The following is a 15057-nucleotide window of genomic DNA, read 5'->3' as shown; positions in this document are numbered from 1 at the left end:
CATCGAGATAGCCAGAGATCACGGTGGGGCCACGAACCCAGACCTCGCCCCGCTCGCCAGCTGGTAAGGCATGTCCAGCCGCCTCCCCGTTGCGCAACACAGCAACAACACCGGGGTTCGTGATCCTCGCTATCCCTCAGCCCATGCTCGGGCAGTCGGGCCGTCGGAAGGGCTTTCACCTGAAGTTCCGGCGGTGCATTCCGGATTTTTGGTCCGGTAACCTGACGGCTGATGGCGTCCACGAGCAGAGAAGGCCCAGTGCGCGGACGAGAACGGGGACAGTCGTCAAACCAACCCGTTCTTTAGCCCGCGCTCAATCAGCTACCGCTGGGCGCCCTTCTCTACTTCCCTCTACTTTGGATTGGCGCGACCGCAAATTTGCCAGTGCTGGTAAAAGCTCAATAGTGTCAGCCAGCCGCGATAGCTTAGTTTGCCAAGTTAAGTACTTGAGGTTAGTCGATGTGTCCGTTCTGCTGGGATCGCCAACAATTCAGTTGATAATTCAATTACTTGGCTCGATCCTCGTTTCGTTCTCTCGCTCGATTCGTGTTGCGAGGCGCTGCAAACCGGTGACAGCGATTTCAATGATTTACCATTCGCTACCAGTGCCTCCGTGCAACACGGGCACAACACGGCGCTTCACGCTTCGTTCGCTTTAGCGCACCTGCGCGCAATCAAGCCGACGATCGTCAAACTGAACGTTCGGGCGCGCCCATGAATCGGCCAGCCCTGCAGGTAGTAGCCGCGCTGCCATTGCTCGCCCTCGCCGCCCTATTGCTAGCGTTCGACGTTCACCCGATGGTTCTCGCCATAATCGGCGTCGTGGTGGCCATACCAATCGTAGCGCTCTTGGCTTTGTTCGCCGTGGCTATGGTGCTCACCGTGAAGGCTGAACAACTCGGCGGCAGCGGGATAGAATAACCCGCCGGCAAAGAATGCTGCGTGGCGGGGGAAATTTCAGATTGTCGCGGGAGGTTCGGGATCATTGCGTGATGTCCCTGACTTCCCCGGGTCTGAGGTTTAACGCCGCCATTTCTCGGGCCGTCAACTGGTTGAGCAAGGAAGCGGACCAGCCTTCAGGAACCACGTTCAGCACCTCGTTTAAAGCATCCTCTCTGGCGCAGGCGACGGCATAAATCCGATGGTTCTGACCATCGGTTCTCACCCTGACCAAGTGGACTTCGCCGTTACTTCCCATCCCCTAATATGCATATGGAATCACTTGCGTTCCATGCCGCCGCCAGAGTCCGCTGGCGCTCACATCGGGCACGGCGCGGGGCAAGTATGCCTTTCGGCGCTCCTCGCCACCCTGGCGTCCTTCGACATGCGCTAAGAAGCGGCCCCAACATCTGGGGCTGGGTTTGAGCTGGGGCCGCCCATTCCAACCGCCGGTCACGCGGAGACAAGCGACCAACGGCCAGCTAAATTACCGCAGCTCGGTTGATCGTTCAGCACAATTGTGTACTCAAGTCCATTCCCTACGCGGGTGCAAAAACGACGGTCTCAGTGCCGTAAGCGCCCAAGCAGGCTGGCAAAAGAGCGGCCCTCGCCCACGACGGCGATTATCTTAGATACGGCAAGAAGCGCGTTGGTCTAGCCGACTCTCAGGTTTTCCGCGGACGTCTTGCCGCGATTTTCCGTCTCTTCGTAGCTAACCTTGGCGCCCTCGTTGAGGCTGCTCAGGCCGGCCCGCTCAACGGCCGATATATGGACGAAGACGTCTTTGCCCCCGTTGTCTGGCTGGATGAATCCATAACCCTTGTTCGGGTTGAACCATTTAACTGTGCCTGTCGCCACGGGCCGCACTCCCTGTTGAAGCAAGTCTGGTAGCCTAATTCGGATAACCAGTGCTCGGCAAGGAATCCCGCGAAAAAGCCCCGGACGAAGAACCCCGCCGGTAAGGGCGCGGGCACGTTCGAACCCCTCGACGGTTCGCGGCATGGTTGTTTTTATTGGGACCACTCGTCGGGTTGTGGTAAATAGTTGCTTGGGGCGGAGGAGAGCGAATGGAACCTCCCGAGCAAACACCGGACAAACGCCACCCTCAGATTGTGGGCGGCGAAGATCGCATAAAGGCGGCGATTGAATCTCTTGAGAAGGAGAACCGCTCGCTTAAAGACCTTGTGATCAAGCTGTCAACGCTCATTATCCGGGGGATTACCGGTAAGAAGTAAGGCCGCCTCAGTTGGCGCTAATCTCAATTGTCCGGTATGCCGTTTGGTATGTCCGAAGACGTAGCCCGATTCCGCAAGCAAGCTGAAGAAGCCAGAGAGCACGCGGCGCGCGTTGTAAGCCCTCTCGACAAAGAGGCTTGGCTGCGGATCGCTCAGGAATGGCTGAGGCTAGCGGATGCGGTTGACCCGCGCCCGAAGTAAGGCTGTCTCAGTTGGCGAAGGCCATCCAATAAACAGCTAGGCCCCCTAGCCCGGCGACTAAAGCCACCAGCGCCCAATCGCGTTTCGTGAGCAGTTCGAACATCTTTAGTTCTTTTGGCCCGCCAACTGCACAAACGGCCCCGGCGCGGGGGACGTTATGCTGCACCGAGGCCGCCAACCCAATGGGGGTTTTTCTCCCGGTTGGAGGTTAGGGGCATACCCCGGGAGCGCAGAGTTGATTCCTCCGGCGCGTGATCGTTCCTAGCTCCAAGAAAAACCCGCCGGTAACTGTCCCCGGCGGGTTTCCTTTACGCATTACTCTCGCGGGGGCTTTGGGGTCCGTTCCACGATTGCCTGCCAGCATATCGATCGGTGGTTAAAGAACTTTAGCTGATCAATGCGTACGTCTTTTGAAGTCGTTCTTGGATTGCCTCTATGCGGCTTACCCAACGGCCTGCCCTGACATTGCGAGTCGTTACTGCTCGCCAACCTGCATTCGCCGTTGGCACAATCGCGATCGAGATCCCGTGAAGAGGAAAGTCGTCGAACGCCTGCAATTCCTCGTAAAATAACCATGCGAGATCAGTGCTCGAAATTTTGGTTTTCGCCATCCTTGCTGGCTCGCTGTTAATAAGGCCCGGCCGGTTTGAGCCGGGCACCGGTGATGAAAAGTGCTTTAGAAAAAAGCAACTCTAACGCGAGTGTCGTGAATCACCTAGCATTTCCAATCAAAATACGACCCGCAACAACGCGGATACCCCACCCGTGCGCGGCCAAGCGCACAGGTGGGAGCACTATCAGATGCCAGTGAGGCACTTGCCGAGAAGCGCAAGCGCGATGCTGATCTTGAAGCAGGCGCGGCCTGCGTACAGTCGGATCAGGCGCATCGCCCGCCTGGACTTTCGCGTGCCCTCGGCCAGGCCCTCCTTAAACGCAGTCGATCCGTAGTAGCTGACTATATCCGAAATACACTCACGGCTTTATCGACCATGACGGGAAACCCCGTTTCTACCTCCGAGCGCCGGGCCGCGAGCGCGTGCCGCTGCCTGGCCTGCCGTGGTCCCCTGAGTTCATGGAAGCGCGCCAGCGGGCACTAGATGGCGACTGGGTAGTGCCGCAGCTCGGTGTCAGCCGCACCAGAGCACCGTGAATGCGGCTACCTCACTTCACATCGTCCCAGTCGTTACCCTGCGCCCGGTCATCGGGCCGGCCGGTGAATACGACGATCTTGCCTTCCTGGATCTGGACGCGCTGCACGGCCAAGCCAGCATTCACCGCGCCCCTGACGGCCTTGGTGACGTCACCCTGCTTGAACTTGTGCGCGCCGCGGGACATTGCGTTGAATACACTCCATTGGGCGCTCGGCCGGCCAGGCCACATGCGCGTCGTGGTTCGCGAAATGCTTGCGAAACCGAGGCCCAATGAAAGTCGGGAATCTGTTTGCGCATTATTCGAAAGCTACCGCTCACTATGCGGAAGACAAACCTCTTCGAGCGCGGCGAGATCGGACCAGAGGTATTTCTTGAGGGCCTGGTGTGTCGAAGCTCGTCGATCGACCGTACCGGCCGGGCCGGTCACCCAACCGGGTAAAGGTCAAAAACCCCGCCTCTCCCGCCATGCTGCGGGCCAAGGATGCGTTTTCCTGATGGACGCACTACTTCGCGCGAAATAACCGAGCACTCACCCCTTCGGGGTAGCGCCGGCTACTCGGCCGCACGGCCGTGCGGCACATTCAGGAACGAGCAGCCTCTGAATTTCTAGTAAAATCAGAGCGTCCCCTCACAAACTTAATGTTCTCGTTAAATTGCTAGGGCGTTCAGGAGTGCCAAAGAAACGGCCCCAACGTGCGCGGTGGGCGAACACTGGGGCCGACATTTCCTCGAATGAAGCGCGGGGGGACGTTGCATCCATTCGGTCGTGCACAACTAAGTCGATCCGGTCAGGAATCGTTCCGCTCCCTTTAACGGGGCGGCTCAATCGCACAGCCTTCCGGCGTGAACCCGCGGGCTCAGTCACTATTCGGCCTTGGGGTCGAGCGCTCACGGCGCTAGTCTTGCTTGCTTGGTCATCTTTGTCGCGATTCGTCATACGACGCTGCTCTTCGTGATGGATTGAGCAACCCTATTATGAGCGTGGTCTGGGGAAACTGCGATGAAACTGCAACGAATATTTGGACCACGCGCTCTCGTTTGAACAGTTGGCGGCCCAAGAGGAAAGGCCGGAGGTCAAAGCGCAGTTCGAGGAGCAGGCAGCCGCCTATCGAAAACTAGCAGCCGATCGCGCGGCAAGGTATGGGCTTCGAGCCCCTAGGCCGCGCTGGGGCCGTTCATTTCAACCGCGGGCAACGCGAAAAAGCGACCAACGGCGAGCCAAATTACCGTAAGTCGGTTGATCGTTCGGAGCTACTTTGGAGTACCTCCGCGCTTGATCCCCCCAGCGCCATCCGCCGGCTTCCGCCGGCTTGTAAAGCCCAACCCTGATCCGTTACCAAGCCTCTCGGGGCGACGCTCTGCGCCTGACATGATTACAGATTGTAGTTGTCGCTTCGCTCCTCTGCAGGTAAGTTTCACTCTCGGACAGACGCCCCCCGGCCTGGTCATTTTATCAGGTAAAGCACTGCATTTTTAGCCAAGACGTTTTTCGCTTCGAAAGAATTTTAAAATGAATCACGAAACCAAGAGATTGGTTGTCGGCACTCGTTTTAAGATGAGTGAACTCGGAGTCGCTCGATGCCCGGATCTAGCAGGGCAGACAGGGATCGTTGTCGAGGTGAGCCACAGCAACACGGGCGTTACCGTGTTGTTCGGTGGAGCCAGCAGACCAACTGCCCTGCACAGGGATTTTATCACCCCGATCTCGCGGTAACCGGATCGCTTGCTGGCCCACTCTGGTTGCGGAAAACTCCGCTTAGCGATGGGGCTGAAGGCGAAGCGTTAGGAGGTTTCATTGGCTGACATCGTGAACCTTGGAGATAAGCTAAAAGCGCAGCAGGAAAAAACAGCCCGCATGGACCTGACGGCTAAAATGATCCCAATCATGGTCGAGACAGTTGAGAAGTTTTATTCGATGGGCGCCACACCAGAACACATCGCGCGCTTTCTGCAGGTCGCCATCGAGGAAATTAACAAAAGGCCGCGCTAGATTGAGGGACTGAAGCCAACCCTATCCATATCTGCTAAACTCATCAAGTTGGTACCTGAGGGCGAAGCGAACGCGGTCTCGGGCCGAGTGCTCTGGCAGCAGCTGGGCATGTGGTCACCCGTTAGTGTCAAACACACTTTGAAGAAGATGGCCGCAGCGGGTGAAATCGAAAGGAAACACGTTCCGCACCCAACTGGTGAAGTGGGATTGTATTTCAAACAACCGAGCCGGCCGCAATAAGCGCTGGCAGCGTTCCGTGGATCTCCACAGACACGAAAAAAGGTAGCTCCTCGCCGCCCCGCATGGGCTCCTCCAGCAGAGGTAATTACTTGAGCCCGCATCCGTTCCGATCTGGAACAAATCGCGGCAGCCCCGTTTGAGTCAAAATTCTGTTGCGCGAGGTTGCGTTATGTGTAGGTCCAACTGGACGCCGTCTATTGTGCCCAACGAAACCGATCAGACGGTCTATCTGGTCGCCAGTGGCCGCGCCTGGGTCGAGGCCGACTACGAAACCACCGACCTGGAGACCGTGATCCAGGACCTCCTCACAGGCCAGTACACCAACCCGATCCGTGTCGTCGCCTTCAACACCGCCGAGCGCTGGTCCGAAGACGTAGCTCACGAACTCCGGCGTCGCTGCGATCTGCAGATGCGGGACGTGCCGTTCTTCCTTCAGGATTTCACCGACCGCTATGAAGGCCGGTATCGCGACGTGCAGTTGCCGCTGCCGATGCGTTTGGTCTGACCGTGGCCTTCCAGCGGAAGAAACCGGCAGCGGAAATTTCACCCCGGCGGGCAGCTATTCGCGTAGTCTCACAGGGTGGCAAAAAAATTATTCCGTAATGTCAGATACTGAACAGACGAAAATCCGCGCCCAATTCTAATTTTCAGCCTCGCAGGTTAATGCCATGACAATCAAAACGCGGCTGCTGAAGCGCCGCCGCCGGGGCGTGGGGGAATGCCATGTTAGATCTCAACAGGGAGATTGAGCTTCTGGAACGCTGCGCCTCGGAATGCGCGCTGATTTCCGACTTGGCCACCGATCAGCACGCACAACAGGAAAACAGAAAACTTGCGATTGAATATCGTCAGCTAGCGGAGGATTTGAAATCCTACCGGTCGACCTGGGCGGTTTAGCAGCATCTCGCCTATAATGAGTTCCTGAATAATTCTTTGTGCCTAACATGGGTTGTTGCCGGGAGGCTTCCACACCTCCTAAAGTCGGGCCGGTTTCTTGCCCGCCAACGCGCTGCTCGCAGAGCGCCAGAAGTCCGGGGCACCGATCCGATCATCCGCCGGAACGGCGAGCTGCTCACGCGATCGCTTCCTTCGGGGACAGCAAAGGGATTTAACCGTCGCCCAGGTTCCCATACCCCGCCTACTGTCGCAAGGTCGGATAGACTTGCAGCTGGCTCCGATTATAGTAGCGTCACATCAAGAAAAAATTGCACGGCCGCCCGGCCAGGCCAATTAAAAAAGGGAGAGCTTTCGATGCATTTTCTAAAGGCTGCAGTTGCGGTAGGTGTCGCCGTCACAGCGTTTGCTGGGGTAGCACTTGCACAGAGCAAGCCGCAGGAGATCAAGATCGGTATCACCACATTCCTGTCCGGGCCGGCTTCCGTCTTCGGCGTGCCGGCAAAGGCAGCGGCTGAGATGATAGCGGAAGACCTGAACAAGAAGGGAGGCATCGGCGGTGTCCCCGTGAAGCTTTCCTTCATCGATGAGGGCGCCGGCGGCGAAGCGCTGGTCTCCAACTACCGGCGCATGGTGCAGGACGAAAAAGTCGACGCGACATTCGCCTCGATCTCTTCCGGCAGCTGCAACCAGCTTGTTCCGGTTGCCGAAGACCTCAAGGTCATGAACTTTATGTGGGATTGCGGCGCGGCCTCAATCCTCGAGACGAAGAAGTATCGCTACAATTTCCGCACGCAGGCGAACGGCACGCCCGAGATGCTCGCGGTGCTCGTCTATCTCCTCAAGACAAAGCCCGACTTCAAGACCATCGCGGTCGTCAACCAGGACTACGCGTGGGGCCGCGAAAGCTGGGAAATATTCTCGACCGCATTGAAAGCGATGAAGCCTGACGTTCAGGTGGTGGCGGAGCTCTTTCCGAAGTTCGGCGCCCCTGACTATTCCACTGAGGTATCCCGCTTGCTGGCACTGCGGCCAGATGTCGTCCTCACTACCTCCTGGGGCGGCGACCTCGACACACTGGTGCGACAGGCAGGCCAACGCGGCTTGTTGCAGCAATCGACATTTGTGCTGGGTATCGGCGAATCCTCGATCCAACGACTGGGCAAGGATCTGCCGGAAGGCCTGATCGTTGGCGCGCGCGGGGACCACTGGTTCCTGCATCCCGAAAAAAAGAACGATCCTGCCTTCAAGGCCTTTGCCGAGGCATTCAAGGCAAAGACTGGCGCTTGGCCGATCTACCCGGTCTACCATATGGCGCAGGCCTTCACGGCATTGCAGACGGCCTATGACAAGGCGATCAAGGCCAATGGCGGCAACTGGCCGACGCGAGAGCAGGTCGTGGACGCGACTGCCGGTACCGAATTCGCGACCGGTTTCGGCAGGCCAATCACGCTAAGGCCTGAGGACAATCAGGGTCTGGAAGCGCAACTCGTCGGCGTCACCAAATCCTTTCCGGGCTATGACTTCAAACTTCTCGACAACATGATGATCTTCGATCCAAAGGTGATCACCAATCCGGCGGGCGTGCGCTCGGTCGATTGGCTGAAGACGCTCAAGCCGGAATTCGTCAAGATGGACGTGCCGACCTTCAAGCAGTAGTCCTGATCACCGTCCTTCGGTTTCAACCGGAGGACGGGCTTTCCTGAAGGTCCTCATGAACTCGACTCTCGCCACCCTGGCCGTCCTGGACGGGATCAGTTACGCCGCCTTGGTGTTCCTGGTTTCCGTCGGGCTCAGCCTGATCTTCGGTGTGCTGCGCGTGGTAAACGTGGCGCACGGCTCGCTCTATGCCTTCGGCGCCTATCTCGCCGCGACATTCAGCCTCGCGATCGCACAGGTGTCGCCGTGGCTCACCTATCCGGCGCTGCTGGCCGCCTCCATCGTAATCGGCATCGTGTGCGGTGGTTTCATCGAGCGCTTCCTGTTGCGGCCGCTCTATGGACGCGACGACGTGCTGCAGCTTCTGATCACCTTCGCAGCCTTCATGATCATGGACAATCTGCAGCGTCTGATCTGGGGCGTCCAGCCGATTTTCGCTGCCGAGCCCTTGAGGCTATTGCCGAACATCAGCGTATTCGGCGTAAACTATACGTCCTACCAGGTCATCCTGCTACCGGGCGTGGCGGTCGCGACACTGCTCGGACTGCGCTACTTTCTGCGGAAAACCCTTGCTGGCGCCGTGATTCTGGCGGTCACTGAGGATCGCGAGGCGTCAACCGCGATCGGGATCGACGCCCAGCGCGTCTACTCCATTACGTTCATCATCGGGGCGAGCCTGGCGGCGCTCGGCGGCGCCCTTGCTTCGCCCACCACGTCGCTGGTGCCCGGCATGGGCGCGGACATGATCGTGCTGTCTTTCGCAGTGGCGGCCACTGCGGGCCTGGGGCAGATCGAGGGCACCGCCCTCACGGCCCTCATGATCGGTTTGACGCGCGCCTTCGTCATCTATCTGCAGCCAGAGTTCGAAGTCCTCGTACCCTATCTGCTGATGGTACTGGTGCTTCTGGTGCGTCCGTTCGGACTGTTCGGTGCCGTGCAGGTGAGAAAAATCTGATGGTGGGCCGCATCAAGCCGATCACGGCAGTCGCAATCATCTTCTTTCTATCGAGTGCGATACTGCCGCTCTTCGTCGCGAGTTGGTCGACGCTGTTCGCGCTCATTCTCGCCAAGGGCGTCGTGGTGCTTGGTATCGTCCTGTTGCTGCAGGCGGGACAAGTGTCGTTCGGACACGCGATGTTCTTTGCCACAGGCGCCTACACCGCGGCGTTCTGGGGCAAATACATCGGCGGTGGCGATATCCTGCTCTATCTCGTGCTCGGTGGCTTAACGTCCACTGTTTTCGGCCTGATCGTCGGTCTGTTCGTGGTTCGCTACCGGGAAATCTTCTTCGGAATGCTGAACCTGGCTTTCTCGATGGTGTTGTGGTCGCTGCTTGAGAAAATGTTCCACTACACCAACGGGGCTGACGGCATCCGGGTCGCCCGTCCCGGCTTGCTCGGATTTTCGTTCACGCCGGAGACGTTCCAGTACGTCATTCTCTATGTCAGCCTCTTGATCGCGATTGCCGCGTTCTACGGCGTGCAACGCTATCTCGACAGCCCACTCGGTCACATGTTGCGGGCAATGAAATCAAACGAAACCCGGCTCGAATATCTGGGAATGTCGGCGCGGCGCGTGCTGCTCATCGGTTACGTGATCTCCGCGTTTCTAGGCGGCATTGGCGGTACGCTGGTATCGATCATTCAGCAGATCGCGACGCCCGAGTTCGGCTTCTGGACCAAGTCCGGCGAGTTCGTGTTCATCGCGATCCTCGGCGGCGGCGCCCATGCCTTCGGTGCTTTCGCGGGTGCTGCGATGTTCGAATGCGTGCGGTTCTATGCCGCCGCGCATCTGGCAGACTCCTGGCAGCTCATCCTCGGCGTTGTGCTGATCGTCATCATCCTTTACGCGCCGAACGGCCTGATCGGCCTCCGCCAGCGCTACGGTCAATCCAGGCAGAGAGGGCATTGATGGCCCACGTCCTGCTTTCCGCAAAGAACATCAAGATCCGGTTCGGCGGCGTCATCGCCGCCGATGGAATCGACCTCGATGTCCTCGAGGGCGAAAACCTCGCCATCATCGGGCCGAACGGGGCCGGCAAGACGACGTTCCTCAACATATCGACCGGTTATCTGCGGCCGCAAGCCGGCTCCGTAACCTTTCTCGGCCACGACATCACCGCGCAGCTGCCGCGCAGGATCACCAAGCTCGGCATAGCCCGCGCCTTCCAGATTCCGCAGCTATTCCTCGATCAGACCGTGATGGAGAATATGCTGATCGCGGCCGCCTCCCTGCGAGGACGCCCGTCCGGCTTCCAGGCCCTATCGCGGATGCCGGAGGTGCCGGAAATGGAGCGGCTGCTGGATCTCGTCGGTGTCAGATCGTATGCAGAACGTACTGCGCGGGAGCTGCCCGAGGGGCAGCGCAAGCTCGTCGATATCGCGCTCGCGCTCGCGCTGAAGCCAAAGCTGCTTTTGATGGACGAACCGACCTCGGGCGTTGCGTCGTCCGAGAAACTAGCCATCATGGACATTCTCACCACGGCGCTCGCAAAGGAGAAAGTAACCTCCGTCTTCGTCGAACACGACATGGATATGGTGGAGCGCTACGCCAACCGCGTCGCCGTGTGGAACGTCGGCAAGATCCAGAAGATCGGCACGCCGGCGGAGGTGCTGGCGGACCCGAAGGTCCGGGAACAGGTGATCGGGATATGACACCGATGCTGAGTTTCGAGAACGTCAACGTAGCGATTGCGGACGCGCCGGTGCTGCGCAATGTCAGCTTCTCGCTGCTTCCAGGCGTAAGCGCCGCGCTCATCGGCCGAAACGGCGCCGGCAAAACCACGACCGTGCGCACCATCATGGGCTTCACGAAGGCGAGCGGCATCGTTCGGCTGGGCGGCGAGGATCTTGGACCGGTCCCGCCGCATCGCCGGCCGTCGCTTGGTCTTGGCTACGCGCCTGAGGATCGGCGCCTGTTTTCCGCCTTTACCGTCGAAGAAAACATTTTGCTTCCCGGCCGCGTCGGTAAGCTGAGTCCGGAAGAGACGCGACGGCGGTTGGAGCGGGCCTATTCGGTGCTGCCAGAACTCAAGGAGCTTGCAAAGCGTCCGGCGGGATCGGTCTCGGGCGGACAAGGCAAGATGGTGGCGCTTGGCCGGGCGCTTATGCTTGGCACCCGGCTGCTTATCCTGGACGAGCCATTTCAAGGGCTTGCGCCTGTCTTGGCGCAGCGATACGCGGAAGCACTCCGACGGCTTCGTTCGCAGGACAAGGACATTACGCTCCTCATCACCGAATCAAATCCGAAGCTGCTCGAGACATTCGCGGACGTGACTCTAACGATCGAAAGAGGCGAGATAGAAGGAGCACGGTGAACTAAGTGAAGCAATGGCTTTCATCGCCCGGTCTTAGAGCGCCAGAGTAATGCTGCTGACGTTACTCATTGGATTGGTCGGGCTGGTGTTGGTGACGCGCGACCAAAGGAAGCGGCAGCTAGAAAGATAAGGCCGCCGTCCGTGGGCGGCCTCTTTCGTTGTGCCTGATCGCACTCGCAAACCGCAATCCGTAGCGGCTTCCCTTAGAGGCATTGCAGCGCTTCAATCGGCCATGCCCACCCTCACCCGCCGCCCTCACCCCAAACTCTCCGACTGTTGGCATGTCTTTTGTGGTGACGTTCAGGTCGGCACGATCGCGGTCCAATCGGGCTTGCCTGTCAAAGCTAGGCAATGGCGATGGGACGTCGGTTTCTACCCAGCATCTCACCGCGGGCATAACCGCTCCGGCTATGCGGCGAGCTTCGATGAGGCGCGGGCGGGCTTCGAGGTCGCCTGGAAAGACTACCTCCCGAAATGCACGGAAGCTGATTTCAACGAGTATCGCCGCCAACGCGCCTGGACGGCTTGGAAGTACCGCATGCATGAGGGGGGCCTAGCTCTGCCGACGCAATCGACCAACGGACGGGCGCGCTGTTTCTGCGGCTCCTCGATCGATGTAGCGAGCGCCGCGGCGCACGTTAATGAGGCGCATCCTGAGCCCGCCTGAATAGGGAGCGGAAAACTTGAATCGGATCGGCTCGCACGATCATTGCCATGGTAATCATCTGCGGATTCGTGGGGCTATGGGGCATGCTGAGATGAAGTTTTCGACTGAACGACCTTATGCGGATCCAGAGAAGGCCGCGCGCAAGCTCCTAGAGATTGCTAATGCGACGGAAGCCATCCAGGATGGCCGCATCCACATCGAGAAGATCAACGCTCCGATGCTGTACAAGGAAGGCGCTTCGCCCGCGGAATACGGCGCCGGGCTGCGCTTTGCAATCGACAAGGGTTGGCTGTTGCTGCACGAGAGCGGGACCTTCGTGAAGTTCACCCCGGCCGGGGCCGAACTGTTCGCCTGAGAACGCGAAAGGCCGCCCCTTCAGTTATAGCACGCCCACAAAGGCAGAAACGATCAAGATTGCCGCTCCCACCGCTGGGATTATCACATCAACTGTTACGCGTCGCTTGGCAGATTCGGTCATGGCTGAACCCTCCATCCACGGGAAACCGCGTTGTCTGACCTATCGCGACCGAGCACTGTGCGTCAGCTCACATACATATCGAGAAAGTTCACCCAGGCGGGCCTGTTCGTGGCTCGGTGCAAGGGTACGGGTGGTGTCGGGGTGGTCCCTGTCCTCGGAGTGCGTTTCGTGCGAACGCCTGTGCCGGTTCTCGGTCGCGGATGGGGGACTCAATGGAACCCAGTGTTCAATTTTATACACCTGGGGCGGAACGATTTTCCGGATCCGACGTGATCTATTCGGGTAGGGCAAACGGCATGAGGACGTGCAATGCCCAGCAGACCGATCAAGCTCCCTTCCGAGGGCATCATGAGCAGTATGCGTCTCGGCATTACAGTGACGGGCTTATACAGCGTGGTCCAATGGGGCTCATGATTGTCTTCTTGCGCGGGCCGCCCTAGGTGTCGAAAATTGGGATGTTTTTGCGCAGGTGTGGAGAATACCGCTATGCAAAACTCCATTGATATTGACTCCCGGCATAGCCGCGAGATCGTTCGAGAAATTGGCGAGAGACTGCGGGCTTCATTCACAGTGGAGCGAGAGTTGCCCGCGCACTTCAAAACGCTAATCGAACGACTCCGACAATCGGACGACCAAGCGCAGCTAAGAGGTTAAGCCACGTCGCGTTTCGCGGCAGCACTCTCACGTTTCCAAGCTCAGCGGCGCAAGCCATTGTGATTTTCAAACTAGGCCACGGTGTTGAATGCCGCGTTTAGGGGCGGTTGTGGGCGTCGTTTGCGCGATTTTGGGGGTATCGACGCGTTCGATCCCGGCAATCGCGCTCCTGCCCCTGTGCCGGGGTCTGGGACGTCAGCGCTGATTGACGTTCAGGCCGCGCAACGTCTACTGAATGGGCCACACTCGGTGTGTAATATCTTTCCCGAGGGTGTGAACCTGAAAAGCATCCGAACTGGATTGCCCTCATAGCTTCGGTGGTCAAGGCAAGCGCCCTCGCCCGTCAGCGCAAGGTCGTCGATCGAGAAAGCCTTTGGTGATGTCGCTTCAAGTTTGGGTGCCCAGTAAGCCGCGATCGACGGACGGCCTACAAGCATCACTCCCTCACACGCGCACTCCAACGTCGCTCTCTCGTCGTACAGGTCGAGCAAGGCTTCGACATCGCCGAGCCGGCAGGTATCAAGCCAGTCCACGACGATAGCGAGTGGATCGAACTGGTCCGGTGACGTCGCCATCGATGCCCATCCTAAACCGACTGCGCCTCCCGGTAGCGCTGTTAGTCGGTTCATCATGAACGGTCGTTGAATGACGTTCCGTAATACTACGGTAGAGGGGAATTGCTTTTGCCGCTATTTGCACCGCCGATTAATGTCCAGAGCATTTCCTACCGCCATGTCCAACAAAGCAGGCGAGAGCTCCCAACTTCGCGCCACCGATCATGGCAAAGAGCGCTATCATCCATCGGAGGTTCATCTCCGCAAACATCCCGGACACAAAAACGAACAAGAGCCCGAAGCCGGCTCCAATCTTGAAATCTAGCTCGGTGCATTTCTCGCACAAACGGCTCTCCGCTTGACAAGGCGGGAGCGCATTCGGGTCTCTCTGTACCGAAAGTTACCGACGATCGTGCGACGATGATTGAGATATAGCTAATGACGGTTCCCGATATAGGAACGAACGTTAGTGGTTGCGATTATTATGCGGGCCCTGTTCTCTTCAGTCAGTGGCCTGTGCACGGCCCGCCGTTAAAGTGCGGCCGACGCGTCCCGCCACGTCGGCGCAGTCGACGAAATCCCCAACCCGACCGTCGCGCCGAACGCCAACAGAATCGACGACAGCGCGGTTGCCACCAGCGCACCCAATATCGCGGGCGACCAGTTCAAATACCTGGAGGGAACCTTAATGGGAGCAGCGCCGTGTTCAATCTGTTTTACCATGTCAGCGCAGCCCGAAGAATGACAATACGGCCATGATGACGACGACTAATCCAACCAGATAAATCAAACCGTTCAATTTTCTCTCCTCGTTTCGCTACGATCGCACTTGCAGTTCATGTTGCGCTCTGCGATGCGCTCTTTCCCGCCGCGTCGACCACGCGGCTGACCTTGCCTGAAAGGTCGTCCATCGCCCCCCTTGCGCCGTCGATCGTGAGGCCCTGCCTGCGCGCTTCGTCTGCCGCGGTTTCCACGACGGTTGCCGCAACCGTGGCCGCCTTCTCGATCTGCTGGCCTGCGATTTCGGCAGCCTTGCTTTTCAGGGTCTCGCTGGTTTCGCCAAGGTATGATTTTTCGAT

Annotated in this window: 15 protein-coding genes and 1 pseudogene; 12 read left to right on the top strand and 4 right to left on the bottom strand. The window is 58.6% G+C overall.

The genetic code is table 11. The features are described 5' to 3' along the window. The first annotated feature begins 714 nt into the window (after window positions 1-714). Window positions 715-921 (top strand): hypothetical protein, encoded by a 207-nt coding sequence (locus JQ558_RS36620; RefSeq protein WP_212274626.1) that lies wholly within the window; start codon window positions 715-717, stop codon window positions 919-921. A 672-nt stretch (window positions 922-1593) separates the two neighbouring features. On the opposite strand, the gene JQ558_RS36615 is transcribed toward JQ558_RS36620, so the two are convergent. Continuing rightward, window positions 1594-1797: a cold-shock protein gene (locus JQ558_RS36615; RefSeq protein ID WP_212296702.1), complete on the bottom strand. Its 204-nt coding sequence runs from the start codon at window positions 1795-1797 to the stop codon at window positions 1594-1596. A 209-nt stretch (window positions 1798-2006) separates the two neighbouring features. Here JQ558_RS36615 and JQ558_RS36610 point away from each other — a divergent pair, with 209 nt between their 5' ends. Continuing rightward, complete coding sequence (locus JQ558_RS36610) at window positions 2007-2174, top strand: hypothetical protein (RefSeq protein WP_212274628.1); 168 nt, start codon at window positions 2007-2009, stop codon at window positions 2172-2174. A gap of 1362 nt (window positions 2175-3536) precedes the next feature. On the opposite strand, the gene JQ558_RS36605 is transcribed toward JQ558_RS36610, so the two are convergent. Then, entirely contained in the window at window positions 3537-3710 is a 174-nt protein-coding gene (locus tag JQ558_RS36605; RefSeq protein WP_212274629.1) for a hypothetical protein, read from the bottom strand. A gap of 1611 nt (window positions 3711-5321) precedes the next feature. Here JQ558_RS36605 and JQ558_RS36600 point away from each other — a divergent pair. From JQ558_RS36600 to JQ558_RS36555, 10 genes are all read left to right on the top strand, one after another. After that, window positions 5322-5516 carry a hypothetical protein gene (locus tag JQ558_RS36600; protein ID WP_212274631.1) on the top strand — a complete coding sequence of 65 codons (195 nt, stop codon included), beginning with the start codon at window positions 5322-5324 and terminating at the stop codon, window positions 5514-5516. A gap of 439 nt (window positions 5517-5955) precedes the next feature. Beyond that, the gene (locus JQ558_RS36595; RefSeq protein ID WP_312015073.1) at window positions 5956-6261 is read left to right on the top strand and encodes a hypothetical protein; all 306 of its coding nucleotides are present in this window, start codon (window positions 5956-5958) and stop codon (window positions 6259-6261) included. Between the two features lie 218 nt (window positions 6262-6479). Beyond that, window positions 6480-6653 carry a hypothetical protein gene (locus tag JQ558_RS36590; RefSeq protein ID WP_212296700.1) on the top strand — a complete coding sequence of 58 codons (174 nt, stop codon included), beginning with the start codon at window positions 6480-6482 and terminating at the stop codon, window positions 6651-6653. 354 nt (window positions 6654-7007) lie between these two features. Next, window positions 7008-8309 (top strand): ABC transporter substrate-binding protein, encoded by a 1302-nt coding sequence (locus JQ558_RS36585; protein WP_212274634.1) that lies wholly within the window; start codon window positions 7008-7010, stop codon window positions 8307-8309. A gap of 55 nt (window positions 8310-8364) precedes the next feature. Then, entirely contained in the window at window positions 8365-9264 is a 900-nt protein-coding gene (locus tag JQ558_RS36580) for a branched-chain amino acid ABC transporter permease (protein ID WP_212296699.1), read from the top strand. Continuing rightward, window positions 9264-10220, top strand: coding sequence for a branched-chain amino acid ABC transporter permease (locus JQ558_RS36575; protein WP_212274636.1), 957 nt, complete (start codon window positions 9264-9266; stop codon window positions 10218-10220). The genes JQ558_RS36580 and JQ558_RS36575 overlap by 1 nt, the downstream gene beginning before the upstream one ends. After that, on the top strand, window positions 10220-10963 hold the full coding sequence (locus JQ558_RS36570; protein ID WP_212274637.1) for an ABC transporter ATP-binding protein: 744 nt from the start codon (window positions 10220-10222) through the stop codon (window positions 10961-10963). The genes JQ558_RS36575 and JQ558_RS36570 overlap by 1 nt, the downstream gene beginning before the upstream one ends. A gap of 5 nt (window positions 10964-10968) precedes the next feature. Beyond that, window positions 10969-11625 carry an ABC transporter ATP-binding protein gene (locus JQ558_RS36565; protein WP_409410626.1) on the top strand — a complete coding sequence of 219 codons (657 nt, stop codon included), beginning with the start codon at window positions 10969-10971 and terminating at the stop codon, window positions 11623-11625. Window positions 11626-11857: 232 nt separating this feature from the next. Further along, window positions 11858-12292, top strand: coding sequence for a hypothetical protein (locus JQ558_RS36560; protein WP_212274639.1), 435 nt, complete (start codon window positions 11858-11860; stop codon window positions 12290-12292). Between the two features lie 16 nt (window positions 12293-12308). Beyond that, the gene (locus JQ558_RS36555) at window positions 12309-12647 is read left to right on the top strand and encodes a hypothetical protein (RefSeq protein ID WP_312015072.1); all 339 of its coding nucleotides are present in this window, start codon (window positions 12309-12311) and stop codon (window positions 12645-12647) included. Between the two features lie 989 nt (window positions 12648-13636). Here the strand turns inward: JQ558_RS36555 and JQ558_RS36550 are convergent. Both JQ558_RS36550 and JQ558_RS36545 read right to left on the bottom strand, forming a co-directional pair. Continuing rightward, the gene (locus JQ558_RS36550; RefSeq protein ID WP_212296698.1) at window positions 13637-13999 is read right to left on the bottom strand and encodes a nuclear transport factor 2 family protein; all 363 of its coding nucleotides are present in this window, start codon (window positions 13997-13999) and stop codon (window positions 13637-13639) included. A gap of 815 nt (window positions 14000-14814) precedes the next feature. Beyond that, window positions 14815-15057: pseudogene (locus JQ558_RS36545) on the bottom strand (hypothetical protein); the annotation flags it as partial.

This window comes from Bradyrhizobium sp. AUGA SZCCT0160, assembly GCF_018130105.1.
GTDB lineage: Bacteria > Pseudomonadota > Alphaproteobacteria > Rhizobiales > Xanthobacteraceae > Bradyrhizobium.
This window is presented reverse-complemented; position numbering and strand designations above follow the sequence as displayed.